This is a genomic window from Mesorhizobium sp. WSM4822, from assembly GCF_055811155.1.
Map to the genome: position 1 here is coordinate 187,466 of NZ_JBVVQM010000012.1, position 21,578 is coordinate 209,043.

The 21,578-nt window shown below is 62.6% G+C and carries 16 protein-coding genes and 1 pseudogene; all 17 read right to left on the reverse strand.

Features of this window, described 5'->3' with window-relative positions:
• Positions 1-1,999 (reverse strand): ATP-binding cassette domain-containing protein (locus AC0L3E_RS25870; RefSeq protein WP_473605906.1); only part of this gene is annotated, 1,999 nt, incomplete at its 3' end.
• Between the two features lie 98 nt (positions 2,000-2,097).
• Complete coding sequence (locus AC0L3E_RS25875; protein WP_473605956.1) at positions 2,098-3,258, reverse strand: ABC transporter substrate-binding protein; 1,161 nt, start codon at positions 3,256-3,258, stop codon at positions 2,098-2,100.
• Positions 3,259-3,460: 202 nt separating this feature from the next.
• A pseudogene (locus AC0L3E_RS25880) lies at positions 3,461-4,036 on the reverse strand (tyrosine-type recombinase/integrase); the annotation flags it as partial.
• A 658-nt stretch (positions 4,037-4,694) separates the two neighbouring features.
• Entirely contained in the window at positions 4,695-5,192 is a 498-nt protein-coding gene (locus AC0L3E_RS25885) for a GNAT family N-acetyltransferase (RefSeq protein WP_473605907.1), read from the reverse strand.
• A gap of 68 nt (positions 5,193-5,260) precedes the next feature.
• Positions 5,261-6,451, reverse strand: coding sequence for a hypothetical protein (locus AC0L3E_RS25890; protein ID WP_473605908.1), 1,191 nt, complete (start codon positions 6,449-6,451; stop codon positions 5,261-5,263).
• Between the two features lie 512 nt (positions 6,452-6,963).
• The gene (fni, locus tag AC0L3E_RS25895) at positions 6,964-8,013 is read right to left on the reverse strand and encodes a type 2 isopentenyl-diphosphate Delta-isomerase (protein ID WP_473605909.1); all 1,050 of its coding nucleotides are present in this window, start codon (positions 8,011-8,013) and stop codon (positions 6,964-6,966) included.
• An 85-nt stretch (positions 8,014-8,098) separates the two neighbouring features.
• Positions 8,099-8,992, reverse strand: a complete 894-nt coding sequence (locus tag AC0L3E_RS25900; protein ID WP_473605910.1) for a terpene synthase family protein — start codon at positions 8,990-8,992, stop codon at positions 8,099-8,101.
• Positions 8,989-10,539, reverse strand: a complete 1,551-nt coding sequence (locus AC0L3E_RS25905; protein ID WP_473605911.1) for a hypothetical protein — start codon at positions 10,537-10,539, stop codon at positions 8,989-8,991. The genes AC0L3E_RS25900 and AC0L3E_RS25905 overlap by 4 nt, the downstream gene beginning before the upstream one ends.
• 301 nt (positions 10,540-10,840) lie before the next feature.
• Entirely contained in the window at positions 10,841-11,839 is a 999-nt protein-coding gene (locus AC0L3E_RS25910; protein ID WP_473605957.1) for a polyprenyl synthetase family protein, read from the reverse strand.
• A 130-nt stretch (positions 11,840-11,969) separates the two neighbouring features.
• Positions 11,970-13,313: a cytochrome P450 gene (locus AC0L3E_RS25915; RefSeq protein ID WP_473605912.1), complete on the reverse strand. Its 1,344-nt coding sequence runs from the start codon at positions 13,311-13,313 to the stop codon at positions 11,970-11,972.
• Positions 13,313-14,158: an SDR family oxidoreductase gene (locus AC0L3E_RS25920; protein ID WP_473605913.1), complete on the reverse strand. Its 846-nt coding sequence runs from the start codon at positions 14,156-14,158 to the stop codon at positions 13,313-13,315. The genes AC0L3E_RS25915 and AC0L3E_RS25920 overlap by 1 nt, the downstream gene beginning before the upstream one ends.
• Positions 14,145-14,453: a ferredoxin gene (locus tag AC0L3E_RS25925; protein WP_473605914.1), complete on the reverse strand. Its 309-nt coding sequence runs from the start codon at positions 14,451-14,453 to the stop codon at positions 14,145-14,147. The genes AC0L3E_RS25920 and AC0L3E_RS25925 overlap by 14 nt, the downstream gene beginning before the upstream one ends.
• A 1-nt stretch (position 14,454) precedes the next feature.
• Positions 14,455-15,744 carry a cytochrome P450 gene (locus AC0L3E_RS25930; RefSeq protein ID WP_473605915.1) on the reverse strand — a complete coding sequence of 430 codons (1,290 nt, stop codon included), beginning with the start codon at positions 15,742-15,744 and terminating at the stop codon, positions 14,455-14,457.
• 94 nt (positions 15,745-15,838) lie between these two features.
• Positions 15,839-17,041, reverse strand: a complete 1,203-nt coding sequence (locus tag AC0L3E_RS25935; protein ID WP_473605916.1) for a cytochrome P450 — start codon at positions 17,039-17,041, stop codon at positions 15,839-15,841.
• A 1,417-nt stretch (positions 17,042-18,458) separates the two neighbouring features.
• A complete protein-coding gene (locus tag AC0L3E_RS25940) occupies positions 18,459-19,169 on the reverse strand; it encodes an isopentenyl transferase family protein (protein WP_473603322.1) in 711 nt (236 codons plus the stop codon).
• Positions 19,166-19,507, reverse strand: a complete 342-nt coding sequence (locus AC0L3E_RS25945; RefSeq protein WP_473605917.1) for an NUDIX domain-containing protein — start codon at positions 19,505-19,507, stop codon at positions 19,166-19,168. Before AC0L3E_RS25945 ends, AC0L3E_RS25940 begins: the two co-directional genes overlap by 4 nt.
• Before the next feature lie 350 nt (positions 19,508-19,857).
• Positions 19,858-21,039 carry a 5-demethoxyubiquinol-8 5-hydroxylase UbiM gene (gene ubiM, locus AC0L3E_RS25950; RefSeq protein WP_473605958.1) on the reverse strand — a complete coding sequence of 394 codons (1,182 nt, stop codon included), beginning with the start codon at positions 21,037-21,039 and terminating at the stop codon, positions 19,858-19,860.
• Positions 21,040-21,578: the final 539 nt, after the last annotated feature.

Genomic DNA, 21,578 nt, shown 5'->3' on the forward strand with positions numbered 1-21,578 from the left:
GCAATGGGCCGCAATATCCTTTCCCTACCCCGGGTTTTTTTATTGACACTAAATCGGTTTTTAACTCAGCTGCGCGGGGCGGCAGCCGCTGGCGGCCGCTGGCGCCTTCTGGGAGCTCACGAATCTCGACCGGAATGTTCGCCACCAGCCAGTGCGCAAACGAGCGGGGGAAACTAAATGCTTCCGGCAGGTCAGGATCGGTAACGGACAAGGCAAAGCTGCGCGTGCCTTCCGGCGGTCCTGACCAAACAAGTCGCGGCGAAAGCCGGTTGTCCTCGGCGAACCGGTCCGGGATGACGCTACCTGGCGCGATATCAGGACAACGCAGCGTAAAAGACGGGGTTGCCGCCATATGGTTTACCTCCTGTTTCAGCAGGGTTACAGACCTCGGCACCGGCCTGCCCTGCTCGAGTCTGGGATTGTGGCTCTCGGCGACCGCGACCGGGTTGCCTGGGCCATTCTCGTTGGCGGCCTCGCCGGGCAAGCGCGCCGTCGCGCGGCGGCCAAACATGGCGTTGAGGATGGCATGGCCATCGAAGGGCGGCTCGAAATCCGCCGATATGGCGCCATTGCGAAACACGTGAACCCGCGTGCACAGGTTCAGAAATTCCTCGAGTTCGCTGGAGAGGAAAATCACGGCGTTGCCCCGCGCAGCGAATTCCTTGAGGTTGCGATAGAGATCGAGCTTGGCCCCGACGTCGATGCCGCGGGCAGGATCGTTGAGCACCAGAACCACCGGTTTTTCCGCAAAGGCCCTGGCAATCAGTACCTTCTGCTGGTTACCGCCGGACAGCGACGTGATGAGGTTCTCCGGGCTCCCCATCTTGACGGCCAGTTTGCTGGATTCCCACTCAAACACCGGCGTCAGCTTGGTGCGGTTAATGAAGTTGAGCACACCGCCCGACCGGAATTCGCGATACACCGGAAGCAGCAGGTTCTCGTAAATGCTCAGATTGGCAAAGATGCCCTCTTTCTTGCGATCGCCGCTGACATAACTAATCTTATTGCGTCGCGCAGATGCCAAATCCGTGACCTCGCTGGCCTTGCCGTCATTGACCACGACCAACCGGCCGGCGATCGGAAACTGGATGCCAGCGATGCATCTCACGAAATCCGCCTGCCCCTGCCCGTCCAGCCCGGTGATCCCGATGACCTCGCCGGGATACACTGTGAAACTCACGGGTGCAGCGTCTGGCCAGACCCGAAAATCGGTTGCGCGCAGGACCGGCCGATCGCCGAGCCGCGTCGGCAGCGGCTGATCACGGTCTGTGCCGCTGCGCCCGGCACCGGCAATCAGTTCAAGAATCCTGGCCTCGGTAATCTCTTCTTTGGCAAGCCTGCCGACGTCCACCCCGTCACGCAGAACCGTCGCACGGTCGGCGATACGGACCAGTTCGGCGATGCGGTGGGTGACGATCAGGATGCTTGCTCCCCGCTGTTTGAGCTGCCGCATCTTGCGGAACAGCCTTTCCGTGGAATCGAAGTCTAGCGCGGCCGAAGACTCGTCGAGGATCAGGACCTTGGGATCAGTCAGAAGGGCCCTGGCTATCGTCACCCATTGTTTGACGCTCAAAGGCAGTTCACCCACCAACCCGGAGAGGTCGATGTCAAAGCCGAGGAGTTCGCGCATCAATGCGGATGCCTTGGCTTCTTTTTCTTCCCGGTTCATGGACGAGCCCAAAAGGCCGTCCGCCCCCAGGTAAAGGTTGTCCAGCACGGAACACTCATCCGCGACGAGCACTTCCTGAAAGACATTGGAGATGCCCAGCTGGCGCGCCTCGTGCGGGGACGTTGCCGACTTTCCAAGGATCGAGACCTGACCACTGTCCGGTATCAGGACGCCGGAGATGACCTTCGCCAGTGTGCTCTTACCCGAGCCGTTGCCGCCAATTATTGCATGAACTTCCCCCGCGTAGGCCGTCAGATTGCAACCGCCCAGCGCCACAGTCGGCCCGAAGGTCTTCCTGACCGATGAGAGTTCAACAGTAGGGTACGACATCACTGGTCCAGTTGGCCGACGTTCAGCGGCTAGACTTACACGGAATGAAAGAAATGCCATCCCGTCAGCGCTGACGGGATGGCCAGACCTGATTTTGGTCAGTTCGCTTTGAACGCCTCTGGATCGGCCGGACGCAGGAAGAATTGGTCCAGGTAGTCCTTGCCTGCCCAGTTCTCGACACCGACGTTGTACCAGCCGTCCGAATCTTCGCTGCAATCGGCCGGGACGGCCTTCTCAAGCTGATCGTAGGACATGGTCTGCGGCTTGGTCAGGATCGACTGGACCTTCGGGCCCTGGCCCTCGAGGGTGCGCATCATGACGTTCCAGCCGAACTCGAAGTCGTCGCCCGGAGGCCAGGCGTGGATCGCCTGTGAGACGAAATCCTTGTTATTGCGCCAGTAGCAAAGCGCGCCGATCTCACCGCCGATAGAGAACGGGACCATCTCGCGGCCGCTTTGCTGAAGCGCACGTAGGGCGCCGAGTTCAGACGCCGACTGAATGATGATGCCATTCAAATCGCCCGGATTGGTGGCCAGCCACTTCTGAATTTCGGACTGGGCAACCTGATCGGTCCACATGCCGGCAACCTGACCCACGACCTTGATGTCGGGGTATTTCGCTAAGGCCTTGAGAACCCCGACGTTCTGCGAGTCCGATGCCGACGCGCCAGGAATGCCTTCGACAACCAAGACATTGCCCTTGCCGTTGATTTGCTTGGCCATCCATTCGCCCAGCATGCTGCCGCCCACGACGAAGTTCGCGGACGTGTTCACCGCATAAGGCGAGGTGAGATAGCCAACAGCAGAAAATACCGGAATGTCACGCTGATGGGCGTATTCGACCGTCTGGTTCAGTGACGTCGGGTTCGAGCAGCAGACGATGATCGCGTCGACCCCTTGGTCTACCAACTGCCGCATCTGCTGGATCTGCGTGGAGTCGTTCAGATTTGACTGAGTGATGATCACGTCCTTGATCAGTCCGAGCTTCTTCCATTTCGGAATGATCTCTTCCTGGAGCCGCTTCATGACGTCGGCGCGCCACGTGTTACCAGCATAGGAGCTGGCGTAGCCGATCGTCCACGGGGGACCCTTCTTCGGCTTCCAGTCACGGTAGGCGCTTTCCGCGAGCGGCTGCATCGGGTCCATCATGTCTTTGTTATAGAGCTCGTCCTGAATGTTCTTGGGCAGCTCATCCACGCCACCGGCAAATGCAGGGCTGACGCTAGCGATCGTTGCGACAACGGCAAGCGATCGCAACATGGTTGCGAATGTCGTCAATTTTTCCTCCCTTAGTGCCGGGCGTTGAGCCGTGGGCACGCTGAGTTCACCGGAACCCGGGGACGACTATCGGGCAATCAGCACGTTGGCGGTAATACATTTTTCAAATGCGCCCTATACGCTTTCGCTATGGACCTGCCCCGCGTCGCGGGCCTGGCGTCACGCAGTGGCCGGGCACGGTACACGCTGGTCCAACTTCATCCGCCGGATTGGCCACCTTCTCCCCGTGCAAAATCGCGAAGCCGTAGATTTGCTTCAGGATGTCTCGAACATGGATGGCGGTCGCCGGGGCGCCACGCTCAACGATAGCGCCGCAATGAGCCCGCAGGTCATCCGGCGTATTCTCCGTCAGCAGGCGATTTCGCCAGGACGGAAGAAGCTCCCGCTCGAAGATGGCGCGCCGCATGGCGCGCGTGCTGTCGGCCATCGGTGCGGCAGTGAGCCACTTCTCCCAGAACTCGCCAAAGCTCTTCGCCTCTTTCAGGCGACGCTTGTCGCGCTGCTTCTCGATCGCCGGCGATCAGCCATCGCCAATAGCGCGCTTTGCGTCGAGGCACTTTTCTCGTGCCAACGCGAGCGAGATTCCATCCCGCCCATATCTGCCCAGATAGACCGTCTCGCGGCGTCCATTCAGCCTGTAATCCAGCCGAAACGAGATCGCGCCACTGGGCATGACGCGGACATACATGCCGTCCCGATCAGCAATCTTGTAGATTTTATCTTTTGGTTTCAGCGCTTTAAGAGCGATGTCCGTCAACATTCCCGTTGCCTCCTGAAAAGTACCGTCAGGACAATTTAGAGGCTTCGTGAGAGAAAATTCCCTTTTTGTTCAATGCCTTAAGGCACAAAAAGTACCGTCACGAGCCTCATTGACTCTGACGGTACTCAGAAAAAATCGGGTGGGCAATATGCGGAAGGTCCGTCAAGCGGTCCGTCAAAGCCAATCCTAGCGCACCGATTGTCGCTGATTGTCTCTGAAAGGATTTATGTTTGTTTTCAGTACTTTACGTCGCAGATTGGCGTATTTTCGGCGGCGTCTGAGTGGGCCTGAATCATTCCCACTCAATCATCAACAGGGATTCTAAATATATGATTCTTCGTGTAAATTTCGTCAACTTCTTCTCAATATACCGTCAAAAATACCGTCTGATTCCTACGCTGTTGAAAAGGCTACCACAAATGTAGCCGCTCGTGCGGCATGCACACTTTTGACTGCATCATCTATTGCGAATGTTTCGAGTAGCCCAGCCGGCTCAGTCGCAAGATGTTATGAATCGGACGCGACGGCCATAATCCGCACGACGGCTCCGAACTCAGCGGGTACGCTCCGTCGGTGCGGCTTCGTTGCAGAGCCCGGGTTTGGCGAACAACGGTTCCGCGTCGTGACGCGCCCCTTACAAAGGCGGATGGTGGGACACTCAGCAGAAACCAACACCATCGTGGCCGGAGAGACATTTCTTGTAGAAGATCACGGTATATCCGTGCAACGTCCCTTCCCCGCGGCTAATATAGCCAGCCGTCTCATAGAGTTTTTGAGCCCCTACTTGGATTGTGGTCGTCTCGAGCACTATGTATTTGAATCCGAGAGCAACGGCTCGCGATTCCAATTTGCTAAGAATTCTCCTTCCAAGCCCTCGTCGTTGAAAGGCGGGATCGACCCGCAACCGTTTGAGCTCTGCGATTTCTTCGTCGACAGGCTGCAATCCGCCCATAGCTGCGAGCTGGATACCAATATGCCCAACCACGAAGTCTCCGCCAGACTCGATATATACTTCTCCGACATTACGCAAATCATCCTCCCACACCCCTTCCGGACCATACACACCAACAGCCTCGGATGCACTCCTATGCAGGTGCCATACATTATCGACATCCCCACGTTCAAACCTACGAAAGACCACGTCGTCTTGAGACATCGACCATCACCTATTGAACGCCGGCGGGGCTGGAGCCGCGCCAGTTTTCACGCAGACAATTGCGCCAGTTAGCTTTGATCCGCCGCCGTTAGCAGCCGTTGTGAAAGCACAGCGGCCATGCTTTCCGACGCCTCAACTCCAGCGATGGGGCGACCTGGTTCAATCGTATGTTTAAAAGCCGTCTTCCGATGCATCCGGGTGAACCGATCCAGCGCATCGACACAGGATGCGTACAGCTCTCGGATTTCAGTGCCTTTCCGCTCCACGACGGGCGAGACGGTTGCAATTTTAGGAAAGGCTGCTTTGCCTTCAAGCCAGCCTGGCCGGACCCCCGCGCGCCTCTTGTCTGATGACAACCAGCCAAAGACCGCACCAATGCATCCTCTGGGATAGTATTCGGACAGCCGATAAACATCCCGATAGAATTGCGGTTTTTGGCGGAAGATTTCTTCACCGACGAGTAGTACAGAGACCGCGACAACGCTGGCCGAGAACCGGCCACTTGGAGCCAGCCTATTCTTGTAAGGGTTTTTTCCGTAGAACTCGCGAAATTCGCCAAATAGACCAGGCGACATATAATCATGAAAGCGCGTCAGAATGTAATTCGCCGACTCCAGGCGCTCTAGGCACAGCGTAAGACACTGGCGCGCATCCGCCCCGACCTCGTCACGCAACGCAAGCAGGGTGTCGATTGCAAACTGCAAGTCTCTCTCAATGAGTTGGTGACCCAGGCAAAAATCTCGCTCCTCGACGCCAGCTGAGTCGAGACAATATACGCGCGGATCGCTCTCTACTGGATTGGTAAGGATCATATCTTCATAGGAAAGAACATCTATGCTAGGCTGCCGCTGGCAACTTAAGTCTGCAATACGCCTCAGACGCTCCCCTACCGCTAACTCGGCATCGCCATGGTTAAGTCCCGCAAATGCAGACATCTGGTAAGCAATATTGACGAGATATTGGATGTCTGTCTTGGCGACTCCAAACTCCGACTGGGTCAGATTCAGCAGGTGCGCCTCGTAGTCCTCTCCCGCTAGCATCCTGCTAATGCTACGCCCAAGCGCCTTGACCGCTTCAGCTCGCTGTTCACTATTTTTGATCTCCGCGATACGGTGCGGGAGTTGGTCGGCGACAAAATCGCTAACAATGCCAAGCGGGCGTATTCGCAGGCGGCGATTGATGTTGTCAGCTCGGTGAGAGAAAATCCCCCGCACGGCCCGCTGATCTGGCAAGGCCGCGGAATAACTCGGCACGTTCATTTCTTAAGGGCTCCTTTGGGTCTTTCCTGGGAACTCAAGGCTGCGTGGCGGAGTTCGACGAGCGGCCCCGCTCGGTGATTTCCAGACGCGGACAAAGGTGAATGGACTTAACGGTGCAGGTCTGTGGCATCGATTGATCGAATCGAGGTCATTTGAACTCCGGCGTAAGGACTGCGAGACCCCGTGGTCGTGCGGGTCCTTTGCGGCGACCATGCAACCGGCATGCCAACAGAGGTTTTTGCGGGGCTGCTCTTGGAAGACGGGAAAACATGGCACGACTGCCCCGCCGACAGAATACTCGCGGCCTCAGCGTTGGTTTTCGAACAACCCCGTCTATAACCGCACACGGCTGAACTGTAAGACAGTTTTCGAGCACGTGAAAATAGATGCCTCGTGCGTCCTACAGATCACCCCTAAGTAGTTACTAGAAGCGGTGGGGCAGGCCGAGACCTCTCACGACAAAGGCACTCTGTTAGCCTAGGCGCCTGCCGAACGCGTGGGCGACGTTGGCATCAACCGGCGGGCTGATGCCTCGAGGGCAACAAGCGCGCCTGCCGCAACGCTGCCAGATCAGCCGAGCCGGTGCAGAAGCAAGCGACGGCCAACTGGCGGATGACGATCTCGAAATGCGCGACAACCGCCTCGGTGGACACCGTCGCCGCCCGCAGTACGCCGGCCGCCTGCCCGGCGATGTCCGCGCCCAAGCGGATGGCCTTGGCCACATCGACGCCGTCGCGGATCCCGCCCGACGCGATCAGCTTCACCGCTGGCAGCGCCCGACGTACCGCCTGCACGCTGGCCGGGGTCGGAATCCCCCAATTGGCGAACGCCATCGCCACTGCACGATCGGCGGCATCGCGGGCGCGCTCGCCCTCCACCGCGGCCCAACTGGTGCCGCCGACGCCGGCGACATCGATCACCGCCACGCCCGCCTCGACGAGCGCAGAAGCCACCGACGCGGACAGGCCGGACCCCACTTCCTTGGCCACGACGGGCACGCCCACGCTGCGCGCGACGCGAGCGATCTGCGCCAAGACTCCGCGCCAGTCGCGGTCGCCCTCCGGCTGTACCGCTTCCTGCAGCGGATTGAGATGGACTATAAGTCCATCGGCCTCCAGCGCATCCACCGCCCGGCGCGCCAGGTCCAGCCCGTCGGCCTCGCGCAGTTGCGCGGCGCCGATATTGGCCAGCAAGGGAATGTCTGGTGCCAGGCGGCGCAACTTGCGCGTCAGCCCCTGAGAGTTGCGGGATTGCAGGCTCACGCGCTGCGAACCGACGCACATGGCGATCCCCAAGGCTTGCGCTGCCTCGCTCAGATGCCGGTTGATCGTCTCGGCGCGCGGCATGCCGCCGGTCATGGAGCTGATCAGCAGCGGCGCGCGCATGGTCTTGCCCAGGAGCGAGGCACGCAGGTCGATCTGCGTCAGGTCCAACTCGGGCAATGCGCAGTGTGCGAAACGGATGTCCTCCCACCCGGCGGCGACCGTGGCCGGCGCCAGTCGCGGATCCAGTAGGATGTCAAGATGATCGTCCTTGCGTTGGCTCAGGGCGGTGTCGTTCATGCTCGCTCCATCAGTCGCATCAGGCGACGGCGTTGCGGCGGATCGGACCGATGGCAGCGCGCGCACGGCCCCGCCTCCCGCGCGTTCAGGACGGCCCATGCTGGCCTGCGTCGCTGCTATAGCGGTTAGGCGAGGTCTGGTAGTACTGCGCGCGGATAGCCGCCATGGCCTCGATCAACGGTTCCCATGGCACGGGTAAGCGTGCTTCCGCCATCACCCGGTGCAGCATGCGCGTCTGGCCGGCCAGCTCGTCGTTGAGGAACTCCAACACGGGCATAGCCGGATAGCGCTGCAGTAGCAGGATCGCCGCGTTGTCGGCGTCGCCAGCCGACCTGTCCTTGTCGCGTCCATGCAAATCGTTCTGCAGGCGCCCTATCGCGGAGATGAGCCGCAGGACCTGGCGAAACGCCGGGCGAGAGCGCATGGTCGCCATGTCCAGCCCCCACAACAGCGACAGGCAACACAACACGTTGCTGTAGGCGATCGAATCGATGCCGTTTTGCAGATACTCGGCGTAGGACCAGCGTTCCGCCCCCGCCGCCTGCGCGTCTCCCCCGCGCAGCGCCGCGCAGTAGCACCGAGTATCGTCGAGAAGCTGAGTATAGTCGCGACGGTCATAGGCGAGCGCGGCCAGCGAAGCGCGCAGCACAGCACAGCCCTCGAATCCGGGGAGCGCGCACGGCACGCCCTGCCCCAGCGCCTGCTCAACCGCGGCGAGTTGCTCCGGCGCGATCAGGCCAAGGTCGTTGCAATCGTCGAGCCAAAACAGCAGCGCCAGTTCGCGATAGAACGCCACGATCAGCGTTTCGTCCTGCGGATCGCGGCCGGTGCGGGCGCTGGTGTCGCGCAGGCTCGGGTGGATTCGCTGCAGGATGTACTGGCCGCCCCTGACCGCTTCCAGGGCATGCTCGTCGGCGAATCCGATCAGGGAACGCCCCCACTCCAGCACCTGGGGCAGCGCGCGTTCGGGCTGGATCATGGCGCCACTCCTCGTCCCTCGGCTAGAACGCGCCGCCCCCAACGAAGCGCCAGCCATAACCCGGCGAGTTCGGCCACGCGCACGACCCGGGTGGGGCAATACAGTTCCTTGCCGATCCACAGCGGCGTCTGCGGCAACACATGCGCCGCATAGCGGGCGAGCATCCACTCCAGCGCTCGCGCCACCGCCTGCGCGATGCGCCGACGCCCTGTCGGCCCTTCGCTCCCGTCCATCACGTGCAACGCGAACAGCGCATAGGCAGTTTCCTCAAACGTGGACGCGTGACCGGCGCCCCAGCCGCCGTCGTGGCGCTGCGCCTGCAGCAGCGCCGCCAGCGCGCGCTCGTCGCGCCACCGGGTCCTGCCTTGCGCCAGCGCAGCGACCGCATGCGCGGTGGGATACAGCCACGAAACGTGCCATTTTTCGTTGTCCCATAGACCGTGCGGATTGCGATTGGCCTCGATGTAGGCGGTGGTGCCGGCGGCGGGGTTTCCCAACATGCGCAACGCATGCAGGGCGTGGATGTTGGTCGACACCGATGCGTTGCGCTCGCCGGGGAAGGTGACGAATAGCTCGCCGATTTCGAAATGGCGCAATGCGTCGACCGACACGTCCCGGCCTCCAAGGCGCAGGACGCACAACGCAACGGCGGTGTCGTCCGCATCGGCCGCGAAGTGCAAGGCCGGACCCAGACCGCGTACGCCCAGGCGGGCGTCGAGCTGCAGGACGATCACGCGCACCGCCTCGGCGAGCGCGGGATGCGCGAACAGCCCGGCCAGATGCAGGGAGTACAGCGACCAGCATGGCTCGAATACATTGATCGGCCAGACGTTGGGAACGACACCTTCGATGCCGCTGCACGTCGCCCGCGATGCAGCCTGCAGATACGCGTCGGCGCGCCCGACCCTCGGCGTGCTCCCCTGTGTCGCGGCGTGCGCACGCCACGCGGCGGTGGCCGCCGGACTGATGCCGATGCTGCCGTCGTCATCCGGGCATGCGGCGGTCGACGAGGTGCCCCAGGCTTCCCAGGAGTGCAGCAACGGATGGCCGCTCGGCAACGTCGCCATCGCACCTAGCTTGACCAGGCGCGCTTGCCGCAACGGCAACAGCGCTGGGTGGCGCGGAAACGCCACGCCGCCCAGCAAGGATACGGCCTCGCTGCACAACTGCGGAAGAATCAGCTCCGCGCCGATCGGCGCGTCTTCCGGCACCGCATGCGCATAAGGATCGGGCTGGCGCTCGAGGAACCGAGTTGCAGTCTGGACTGCATCGGCTGCCCCGGGAAGAGGATCGGCACGCTGCAATGCCAGCAACGCCGCCCAGGTGGGCGCATGGCGGAACAGCGGGAAGTCCGTGCTTCCCCATCCGCCATCGGCTTGTTGCTGCGCGATGAGCCACGCGTAGGCATCCTGCCGACCGGTGACGTTGCCGTGGAACTGCAGAACTCGCGCTGTGTCGTAGACGGACGGACCGACGCTGCCGCCGTCGCTCATCTCGCTCAGCAGATGGCGCAGTTCGGAAAGAATCTGTTCGGACAGCGCGTTCACGCGGGATGTTCCTTCTGCAGGCAGTTGACGAGAATCAGGATCGGGCAGACGCCGCGCACCTCGTCGCAGCCGTCGCGGCCCGGCGCATGTGCAGCCCCGGACGGCAGCCCTGCTCCGGCGCGGGGACGCGCGCCAATGCCGGCGCCGGTCCGCCGAATAGGCTTGCGCGCAGCGCGCCGTGCGCCGCGGCCGCGCTGGGCAACCGCTGACCATTGCCGCGGACTCGGACACGGCGCAGCATGCACCGCTGCCGCCGGCCGATCGCTGCGGCACAGGGGCGACTCCATGCGGACGGGCGAGCTCATGCGTCGGGCGTGTGCCTGAAGAGATACGCTTTGGCCCGCTGCAGCATCTGCCCCAACCGTTCCGCACGCGGTCCCAACGGGGCGATGGCCTCCCCGGCCTCGCGCAATAGATCCAGCGCGAACTGGCGCGCTGCCTGCAGCCCCATGATCGAGGCACAGGTCGGCTTCTGCGCTGCCGCGTCCTTGCCGGGGGTCTTGCCCAGCGTCGCGGTATCCGCTGTCGCGTCGAGAACGTCGTCGACCACCTGCAACGCCAGGCCGAAACAGGCGCTGTAGCGATCGAGCGCACAGTACAGCGCAGCGTGCGCGGCATCCTCCGCGATGGCGCATAGCGCGCCCATGCGTACGGACGCGCGCACTAGCGCTCCGCTCTTCATCCGGTGCATCGCCACGATCCTGTCCAGCTCGACGTCCTTTCCGACCAGCGACAGATCCATGGCTTGACCGCCTGCGGCACCTTCGGCGGACACCGCCTGCGCCAGTTCACGCACAAGCGCGATACGATTGTCGCCCGGCGCATCCAACCTCGCCAGGGCCAGAAAGGAGTGCGCCTGCAGCGCATCGCCAACCAGGATCGCAGTGGCTTCGCCGAACTTAACGTGCACGGTCGGAAGGCCGCGGCGAAGCACGTCGTCATCCATCGAGGGCAGGTCGTCGTGGACCAGGCTACAGGCGTGCATCATCTCGATGGCTGCGCCGACGTCGTCGAGCATGTGCGCCGGCGTGTCGGCCAGTGCGCCGGCAGCCAGACAGAGCAAGGCGCGGGTGCGCTTCCCGCCGTGCAAGGTGGCATAGCGCATGGCCGCCATCAACTCGGTCTCACCGTCATTTTCGGCGCAGAGGAGACGCGCCAGCGCCTGTTCGACCCGCTTTGCGCCGTCCTGCATCCAGATCTCCGGCAGCAGCCTGCCGGATGCGCCGCGCGCCTGAGCGCCCATTTCCCCGGGCGCGGAAACGCCAGTTCGGTCGTTGTGTAGCGTGGAACCGGTCTGCATGTTGTTCATAGTCCTTGTACCTGACACGGCCACTGCGAGCTCCGAACCGCTGCGGTATTGCCGGTGTCGCACTGAGTGCAGCGCGCCTTTCCGGCGCCGCTGCCCGCCAGACGGGGCATGCGATGCCAGCTCATGAGAATCCGATGCGGACTGCCATGGACGGATGTGCGGTCGGGTAATAGCGTCGGCCTTTTTCGACACCGCTCAGCAACCGCGGCCTCACCCCGGCCCCGTGCATGGTCAGCGCCAAGGCGATGCAGAACTGCACCATTTCCAGCCATACCAAGTGGTAGCCGATGCAGACGTGTGGGCCGGTACCGAACTGCAGCATGTCCACCGGCCGGATCGGCTCTGTGCGTTGAAGCCACCGCGCCAGTTGGAACTGATCAGGCGACTCGTGCAGCAGCGCCGAGGTCGAGAAATGCAGCAGCGGGATGCACAGATGGGTGCCCGCCGGAATGCGTCGTTGGCCGAGTTGCAATTCCTGCAGCGCGCGACGCGGCAGGAGCGTGGTCGCCGGATGCATGCGCAGCGTCTCGCGGAACAGCGCCTCGGCGACCGGACACTGCGCCAGGTCCGCGTGCCGGGTCGGTACCGCGCCCACGCGTAGCGCCTCCTCGACCACGGCGTCCCACAGCACAGGCTGCCGAGCCAACTCGATCACCATCCAGGCCATCGTCGAGGCGGTGGTGTCGTGACCGGCAAGCAGCAGCAAGCGGATGTTGGCAACCAGTACGTCATCGGAGAGCACATCGTCACTGCGATCGAAGGCGCTCACCATGTCGTTGATCAACCCGGTGCGCGCGGCATGCGCGCGCGCGTCGCGGACGAACTGGCGCAACTGCGCATCGATCCAGTCGCGGGCGGCGCGGCCGCGCCGCAAGGGCAGTCCGGGAAGGTCGATCGGGGGCGCGACGATCAACTGCAGCAGTTGCCGGTACTTTCGATGCCAGCCCGGCAGATCCTGCGCGGGGATTCCCATGAGGCTGAAGATGAGCTTGAGCATCAGGTCGCCGGTTTCGCGCAGGATGGTTACGTCGCCGCGGTCGCGCCACGCCTGCACCCGCGCTCGGATGACGGGCGCGAACAGGTTGCCGATGCCGGCCTGGGTCAGCCCCTTGGGCAGGAACGCCGCCTTGATCGCATCGCGCGCCTGGCGGTGCGGGCCGCCGTCCTGGGCTACTAACGTTCCGCCAAGCAATTCGGGCGCGATCTCTTCGATCAGCGCCGAGGACACGTCCTTGTGCCGGAGCAGTGCGAACGCATCCGGATCCACGCAGGTCATCAGGTGTCCGGCGGGGCCGAAATCCAGCCAGAAGTGGCTGCCCAGCGTCCGTTCCCCGCGCCGCAGCAGGCGCGGCAGGTCGCAGACGATGGCGGGAAGATGCCCGACCAAGGGGAAAGCGCCGGGCATGATTGGAATGTCGTGCCGCAGCCGGTGCCGACGGTCCAGTGGGTTGAGCAGCATGTCCATCAGCAGCGCGGCGCCGCGGCCGCTTCGGGGATGCCGCCGGCAGGCCGCGCTGGGGGGCTGTTGCCACCGTCGGCGAACGTCGGCACATGCGCCAGCATGCCGCCGTCGACGCACATGACCTGGCCGGTAATGAACGCAGCATCTTCGGAGAGCAGGAACGCCACCAGCGCGGCCACGTCCTCGGGGCGGCCGACGCGCGGCAGGAGCTGGTGCCGGCGCAGATGCCGTTGCATGCACTCGTCCAGCTTGGCGAGGAGACGCTCGGACATGATGAGACCCGGCGCAACAGCGTTGCAGCGAATCTGCGCATGACCGTACTGGGTGGCGAGCGAGGCCGACAACATGTTCATCGCTGCCTTCGACGCGGCGTAGGACGTCTGCGCGGTGTCACCGCTGAGCCCCTGGCACGACGACATGTTGATGATCGCGCCACCGCCGCGGGCGATCATCCGTGGGATGGCCTGTCGGCAGCAGAGCAGCGTGCCGCGCAGATTGGTCGCCATAGTCTCATCCCAGACCGCCAGGTCCAGGTCGAGGATCGCGCAGTCGCGTGGGGTCAGATGCATAGCGCTGGCATTGTTCACCAGCAGGTCGACCCCACCGAAGTGCCGCTCGGCCGTCTCGAATAGCGCTGCCACCGCCTCCGCATCGGCGATGTCCGCGGCCAGGGCCAGCGCGTGGCTCGCTTCGGCCGCGATCTGCGCGGCGCAGGCGATGACCGCCGGGCCATCAATGTCGGCCGCCACCACTCTGCCGCCCTCTCGTGCGATGGCGAGGGCGCATGCCTTGCCGATGCCGGCGCCGGCGCCGGTCACCACGGCCACCTTGCCTTCAAACCGTCCCACCGTGTCCTCCTGAGTTGCCTTGGTCTTTCGCGGCGTGCCGCTCAGCCTCCGCCGGAGAAGGCGCAGGGTCGGCGCCGGCGCGCTCGTCATCGCTAGCGTCGCTTTCGATGACCCGAATGGCGGCGACCGGGCACTGGCTGGCCGCGAGCCGCACGGCGGCGTGCAGCGCCTGCGGGACCGTCGCCACGCATAATTCGGCCACTCCGTCCGGTTCGCGCTGACGAAAGGTGCCCGGCAGCGTCAGCGCGCACTGCCCGGTGGTTCCGCACAGATCCTGGTCGACCACGACGCGCATCTCAGCCCCCCTGCGCATGGAGCCGCACCGGCAGCGCGCGGAACGTCCTGAGGAACGCGGAGGGCTCCCGGGTCGGCTGCTCGGCCAATGCCAGCGTGGGAAAGCGCGCCTGGATCCGCGGCAGGCTCTCGGCCAACTGCACTCGGGCCAATTGCGCACCGAGGCAGAAGTGGATGCCGTGGCCGAAGCTCAGCATGATCTTCCCGTCGCTCGACATGCCAGGGCTGGTGCCGTAGAACCGCGCGGGATCGAAGCGGTCGGGGTCGGCGAAGGCGTCCGGGTCGCGATTGCCGGCCGCGATCAGCACGCGCACGTCCGCGTTCTTCGGGATTACCACGCCGCCCAGTTCGATGTCGCGCTGGGCGATACGCGGAATGGAGCTGAACATGGCGGGCGCGTCGCAGCGCAGGACCTCTTCGACGAATGCCTTCACTCCCACGGCGTCCCCCTGAAGCCAGTGCCGCTGTTCGGGAAACGCCAGCATCGCCAGGACCCCATGGTCGATGCTCGCAGCAGTGGTGGCGAAACCGCCCAGCAGCATGCCCCACAGCATGCTGATCAGCTCCGCATCCGACAGCGTGTCCGAATCGTCGTCGTGTGCGCCGACCAGCATCGACACGATGTCGTGGCGGGGATCGGTGCGTTTGCACTGTATGAGGTCGCCGAAGTAGGCCTGCACCCTGGCGCTGGCCGCGTCGGCCGTGGCGAGCTGGGGATCGCTGGCTTGCGGGCTCAGGCCTTCCAGAATGGCGCCGATGCCGGAGGCGAGCCCGAACATGTCGTCCTGGGGCATGCCGAACAGTTCGGCGAAGACCAGCATGGGCAAGGCCAGCGCGAATTCCCGATGCAGGTCCACCGCCTCCCCCCGCTCCAGCGCGGGCGCCATGCAGTCCAGGCGCTCTGCGACGATGCGCGCGATGCTCGGCCGCAGGTTGTCGATCTCGCGCATAGTGAAATCGCGCGAGATCAGCCGGCGCAGACGCGTATGCGTCGGTGGTTCCTTCATCGCTAGCGTGGACGCCAGCAGACTGAGCGACAGGCTGGTCGCCGCACGCGGGAAATAGCGCGCCAGTTCGCCCGGCGCTGGTCCCCGAAACGCATCGCCCGTGGCCTTGAGCACCCAATATATATCGACGTGACGGCTCAACAGAAAGAGGCCCGACGCCGCGCGATGCACCGGATCGTGCTCGCGCAACCACCGCATGAACGGATAGGGGTCGTGGATACAGGCTGGCGACGCCAGTTCGGCGAAGGCATCCCGGCATGCTGCCGTGGTTTCTTGCACGTCCATCTTGATTACCTGTTGGCTTGCTGATCTGACCGGCGCGTTCTAGGCGCGCCGGCAAATTGCAGAGAAGATCGCGATTTCGGGCGGCGTGCGCGCATCACCAGATCACCGGGAACTCCTCGAACCCGCCAGTGATGATCTCCTTGCGCAACTTCAGCGCTTCGGGCGCCACGGCCAGGCGCAGCCCGGGAAAGCGCCGAAAGATCGAACCGACCACCACCTTGAGTTCCAGCCTGGCCAGCGCCATGCCAATGCAGTAGTGCGGCCCGTGGGAGAACGCCAGGTGCGGGTTTTCGTCGCGTCCGATATCGAAGATTTCCGGGTCATCGAAATGGCGCGGATCGAACGACGTCGCCGGCAGGCCGACGAGCACCTTGCTCTCCGCGGGAATATGCTCGCCGGCGATAGTCACATCGGTCCTCGGATAGCGCATGACGCCGTCCCAGCCCGCGCCCGGCGGGTACATGCGCAGGATTTCCTCCACCGCTTTGTCCACCAGGGATGGATCGCCGACCAGGCGTTCGCGCTGTTGCGGATGGCGGAGCATGGCCAGCAGGCCGAATTCGATCTGCGCAACGGTGCTCTCGTGCCCCGCCACCAGCATGCCCGCAGCCAGGCCGATCGCCTCTTCCTCGGACGCCTTGCCCTGGTCGACCGCCGCGAGCAGATCCGTCAGCAGGTTGTCGCCCGGATCCTGGCGCTTGTCCGACATCTTGCCGCGAATGTAGGCGCGCAGTTCTTCCCAAGCCAAGCGAGACGCGCTGCGCGGACCGCTTTCATGCTGATGCGTCATCACCTCGTCGGACAGTCCGGCGAAAAAAGCGTGATCCTCATAGGGCACGCCAATCAGCGCGCTGATGACCATGGCCGGAAGCGGAAAGGAGAGGTGGCGCTTCAGGTCGGCGGGCTGGGGCTGGGCGGCCAGCGTCTCGAACAACTGCGCGGCGATCGCCTCGACCTGCTGCGCGAGCAGTTTCACCCTGCGGTTGCTGAAGGCCGGCGCCACGATCGTGCGTAACCGGTCGTGCTCGCCCCCCTCGTGCGAGACCAGCCACCCCGGCGAACCGAGAATTACTGAATCCGGGGTGAATGCCGCTGGCGGCATTCCCGCGGGGCGGAACGCCGCATCGGACAGCGCCGCCTTGGCCTCGTCGTAGCCTGTCACCCACCAGCCTTCGTGCCCGGACGGGAAGCGCACGCGGTGGATCGGACCGTTGGCGCGTAGCGCCAACATCTCGGGCGAGGGCTCGATGTGATCGACGCGCCACATCGGCAACGTCGGCAGTGGTTTTTGGGACATCGTGGCACTTCAGTCTCTAACCTATGGAAGGGCGAAAGGCGCTGCGGGCAGCCAATTACGCGAGACGGCATGTGGACGTCCGCGGCGTAGCCGACTTATCCTGCGCCTTCGAATTCAGGATACGGCGAGTGTGGTAGGCCGGCCTTTGAGTCGTAGCCGGCCATCGACATTTCGTTCGCAAGGGTCGAAGAGGGCGGCAGCCTGTTTGGCAGCGGCGTTTTCGCCGGGGTTCCCTTTCCATAGAATGCTATCTGATGCGGATTTGACATTTTCGGCGGCTCCGGCTTGCAACGAAGGAGTTTCAAAACTCGTGCCAATTTGGCGACCCAGCAGAGGAAAAAATATTTTATTATTTTCAGTGAGTTAGCCTGAGGCCAGACAGCTCGGCGAAATAGGTCGGTGTCGCGGACCCGACAAAAGGCGACAGAACAGGTCGGAAAGCGCTCACGCCAGACTGGCGACTTCATGAGTTGTCTGTCCCGGAACGATGGCAGGCCGGCTGACCTTTTTGAACCAAGGGCCACCCCTCATGTAGTCATCTGGGGCGAACGAGGCCTGCGCGATGATAACGCCTGCCTCGCGGGACCCATTTCGGATGTCATGCAGATGATCTGCTGAAGGATCGTGTGACTGGCAACGTATCGACGGAGATTCGCTAGCGCGGCCTCTGCTGCAGCGAAGCCGTCGATGAAAACGTGGAATTGGCGAAGGCCATCGTCGAGACGGTCGGCCGAAACTGATCACAGAAGGAGCGACCTGAGCCGTAAGCGTTTGGGTGAACACGTCGCGCCGGCCGTGAGCTGGGCACGGTTGGGCTTACCGCCCAGCTCTCTCACTTACCTACCGCACAGACCGACCGCTTTTGCGCTTGGCCGGCGCGTGCTCATCGGCCCCTACGCTGTCCTGATTATGAATGACTGCCAACTCGTTGCGCTCGTCGACCGGCAGAGGCGGAGCGTTGCGGCTGGTCTCGTTGCCCGGCCAAGCCTTCGAAGAAAAGTGCGATCCCATAACACGATCGTTGCCCGCGGCGAAGGAGCAGGGCAGACGATCAAGTCTGCCGCCTAAAGGGGGCAAGCCCCTACCGCCAATTGGTCAAGATGACCGGGCAAGCCCCCCGGCTATGTCGAGCCGGCGGCAAGGCAGGCGCCAGCGGCGGGTCCAGCCTGCGAACTGGCAGGCCATGGCCGCCCCCAGCCGCTGATTGGAGAGATGTTGCAGAAGGAGCGGACTCTGGCTGAAAAGGTAGTGAGGCCGGCGACAGGCTGGTCAGCTTGTTCGAGTCGCATGCCGAGATCATCGCCAGGGCGAACGCCGCAAGCGGCATGTCAGCAATTAATGGGCGTCGCCGGCGAGCTCATTGACGTGGTTTTTTATATTTCTGATTCGTTTCAACTGCGGCTCAGGTCGACACTCTTCACCTGCCGCTCTTCCACGCCGCAGGAATGCAGGGAAATTCACGTTCCTGCCAGCGAGCATGCGCCAGATACTCAAGCGCGATTGCCTGAGAAAGGTAGACGATCTGAGTTGGCTGGATCGCACGCGGGAGGTCGCCCAGTGCGATTCCTAGGGTTTCGGCATACGCTATGACTGTACGGTAGCCCGTGAGGCCTCGCAGGAACACATGCGAGCGCGGGTCAGGCCACAATTGACCAATCTCGTTAAGCATCGAGCGGCAACCATTTACGGGAGCTAACATTTCACGGACGCGCGACCTCGCTTTGGCAATGTAGTCCGCGCGTGTCTTCAAGTGGAGGCGTTCGTAAGTCCAGCGGTGCGCTTTCCATTTCTGATCGGCGACCATTGCCCGCAGGAGTGAAACCGAGCCGCCTTCCAAGATAAGCAACGGCACGTGCTGATCAAATTGCGCAACATGATCGTGCAACAGGGAGTTCGCCTCTGCGGCATAGATCTCTCCAGCAATAACTGGCCTTTGGGCAAGGTAGATTCTACGGGTGAACCGCAGTTCGGCGTTTGAGGGTCGGCCGCTTCCGACAGCGAGTTCGGGATAGCATTGAATTCGGTCTAGAACGAGCACCGGCGCGCCCGTACGCTGAGCGAGTTCGAGGGACGCGGCGGTTTTGCCGGCCGTCGTCGGTCCAATAATGAGGTGCAGTCGCGGACTCATGACAGCGCAGCAGCAAGACGATGATTCCGGACGTGCGCAAACGCGTATTGTAGCCAAGGAGTAAACTCGGAAGGTTTCTCACTCTGATATCGGGAGAGTGTCGGAGGAGGAAGGCAGGTCCAGTCACTTACCTCAGCCGGGTTGCGCGCCGGGATTCCGTTGCATACAGCCGCGCACAAATGATCAATTTCGCGCTCGAGCAGTCCAGGTTCGACGCGCGCCTCATATTGAAACACGCCGGCTGGCCGCTGTCGGCAATCAAGTCCCATCTCTTCTTCGAGCCGGCGGTGAGCGGCAGTCAAAGTCGCCTCACTTGATCGGGGATGACCGCAGAACATATTATACCAACAACCCGCGAGTGATACTTCACTGCCGCCCGACGCTGCATCAGAATTCCAGCCGACCTATTGACCAAAAAAATCGACAATGCTCGGTGCAGAAGCCTCTTTTATTTAACAGTTACCTTGTCCTCGTCATCGACGAGCACGACTTTTTCCAGCGGGACTTGGAGGAGCCGCTCCCAGCCGGTATCGCAGCCGTGCCCTAGGGCCTCCTCATCTGTTTGCAGAAGACTGAACCGAATGAACGAGCGATGACTGGCGCTGCAGCTCGGTACAAGGAAAGAACACGGTTAGGCTATATGGTGTCGAGCTTCGCCGCTCGGGGAAGGATTTCAAATCTGGTGCTTTCATCGTTTGAGCATGGCCGAGATGACATGCCGGACAAGGGGAGCATGTTGGGCGAACCGAAGCCCAGCATGGCGTGCAAGCCGTGCCACCGGTTGCTCGCTCGAGTAGAGACCGACGAGTATATTCGTAGCATGGTAGAGAGGCGCCGCAGACAGGCGCAGCCACCTTTCGTATCTGTGCAGCATGGCGGGATCGGCAATGTCACGGCCGTGGCGCCTTGCAGTTAAGACTGCATCGGCAAGTTGCTTTTGGCTGCTGAGACCGATGTTGAAGCCATGCGCAGTCACCGGATGCATTCCGATAGCAGCGTCCCCGATGAGTGCCGCGCTCGGAGCCTTGAATTTGTGCGCCCACGTGGTGACCAGCGGATAGGTGTGGCGGTTGCTTGCCAATTCCATCTTCCCGAGACGGCCTCGACACCGGTTCGTCAATTCCAAGAGGAACAAATCGTCGTTGAAGGCAAGCAGTCTGTCTGCCTCGCTTGAGGGCAGAGTGAGCAGCAACGAGGACATCCCCTCCCCGACAGGCAACATCGCTATCGTTTGATGATGGTCGAACCATTCGGTTGCCACTTGGTGATGGGCGCCCTCATGTCGCACCCGGCAGATCAGCATCGAGTGGCCAAGCCGATTAATGTCGGCGCCGATGCCGAGCAGATCACGCGTTGGCGACAGGCGCGAATCCGCGGCAACAACAAGCCTGGCGCTCAACTGCATGCCGTCAGAAAGCGTTATCACTGCTCCTTTGTGGCTGGTCGTTGCACGGACAACCGGGTGGCCGCACAGCAGAAGTGGATCATCACGCAGCCGAACGACTTTGAACAACGCATCGCGAATGCGGCAGTTCGGGACCAAGATTCCGAGGGGTTCTCCAGACGCTGTGGGAGCGTCAAAACGCAGTGCGAAAGCGCTCGAACCGTTGAGCACGCGCGCGCCATAAAGCGGCGATTTCTCCGAAGCTGGGATCGTATCCCAAGCGCCGAGCTGGCGAAGGATTCTGATGGAGGCGGAAGTCAGAGCGATTTCGCGGCCATCGAAAGGCGCATTCGCGAGACGGTCGATGGAGTTCTGTTCAACAACTGCCACCTTGAGTTGGCTTTGGGCGAGCGAAGCGGCGAATGAAAGGCCGACCGGCCCGGCTCCCACGACAACAATATCGAAGCTAGGGTTACGGCTGCACATCACCGTACCGCCATGGGTGGATTGTGCAGGGCAGATGCAGGTTACGCTCGGACCGGTGCTGTGCGCCGCCAACGGGCGGCTGCATCGCCCCAAGGCGCAGGGCAGTAAAACCCGAAGCATACCATCGGTTCAACCGCGGACGCGCATCATTGCACCAGTCATAGTCTCCTCGCAGCCAAGCGTAAGGCCAGCCAGCAAGCGAGTTTCTCACAGTGCCGGCTGTTGATGGGCGAAGCGCCACAATCACGCTGCGCACATGGTCGGCGCGCGTCAGCCCAGACCCGCGGAATGATCTGGCCGCCGCCCGCGCTCCCACATCGCCTAATCTGGCTCTGCTCATTCTTCGCGGCCGTTTTGATCGAAAGCGCGCGCGGCTCCTCGAAGCAGCAGAGCCGACCACTACGGTGAAAAGCCAAAACCGTCGAGACGGTGACACTGGCGACCAAACTCCACTGAGCATTCGTTCTCCCTTGCAGGGCCGATAAACCACGGTAATGAGGAGATAGTCCTGATCTGGATCAGCCAGACGCGTTGGAAGG

Bases quoted from the DNA above. Each gene is read 5' to 3' on its own strand.
- AC0L3E_RS25875 (WP_473605956.1), bottom strand. From the start codon at position 3,258: ATGTTGCGATCGCTTGCCGTTGTCGCAACGATCGCTAGCGTCAGCCCT.
- AC0L3E_RS25885 (WP_473605907.1), bottom strand. From the start codon at position 5,192: ATGTCTCAAGACGACGTGGTCTTTCGTAGGTTTGAACGTGGGGATGTC.
- AC0L3E_RS25890 (WP_473605908.1), bottom strand. From the start codon at position 6,451: ATGAACGTGCCGAGTTATTCCGCGGCCTTGCCAGATCAGCGGGCCGTG.
- fni (WP_473605909.1), bottom strand. From the start codon at position 8,013: ATGAACGACACCGCCCTGAGCCAACGCAAGGACGATCATCTTGACATC.
- AC0L3E_RS25900 (WP_473605910.1), bottom strand. From the start codon at position 8,992: ATGATCCAGCCCGAACGCGCGCTGCCCCAGGTGCTGGAGTGGGGGCGT.
- AC0L3E_RS25910 (WP_473605957.1), bottom strand. From the start codon at position 11,839: ATGCAGACCGGTTCCACGCTACACAACGACCGAACTGGCGTTTCCGCG.
- AC0L3E_RS25915 (WP_473605912.1), bottom strand. From the start codon at position 13,313: ATGGACATGCTGCTCAACCCACTGGACCGTCGGCACCGGCTGCGGCAC.
- AC0L3E_RS25925 (WP_473605914.1), bottom strand. From the start codon at position 14,453: ATGCGCGTCGTGGTCGACCAGGATCTGTGCGGAACCACCGGGCAGTGC.
- AC0L3E_RS25930 (WP_473605915.1), bottom strand. From the start codon at position 15,744: ATGGACGTGCAAGAAACCACGGCAGCATGCCGGGATGCCTTCGCCGAA.
- AC0L3E_RS25935 (WP_473605916.1), bottom strand. From the start codon at position 17,041: ATGTCCCAAAAACCACTGCCGACGTTGCCGATGTGGCGCGTCGATCAC.
- AC0L3E_RS25940 (WP_473603322.1), bottom strand. From the start codon at position 19,169: ATGAGTCCGCGACTGCACCTCATTATTGGACCGACGACGGCCGGCAAA.
- AC0L3E_RS25945 (WP_473605917.1), bottom strand. From the start codon at position 19,507: ATGTTCTGCGGTCATCCCCGATCAAGTGAGGCGACTTTGACTGCCGCT.
- ubiM (WP_473605958.1), bottom strand. From the start codon at position 21,039: ATGTGCAGCCGTAACCCTAGCTTCGATATTGTTGTCGTGGGAGCCGGG.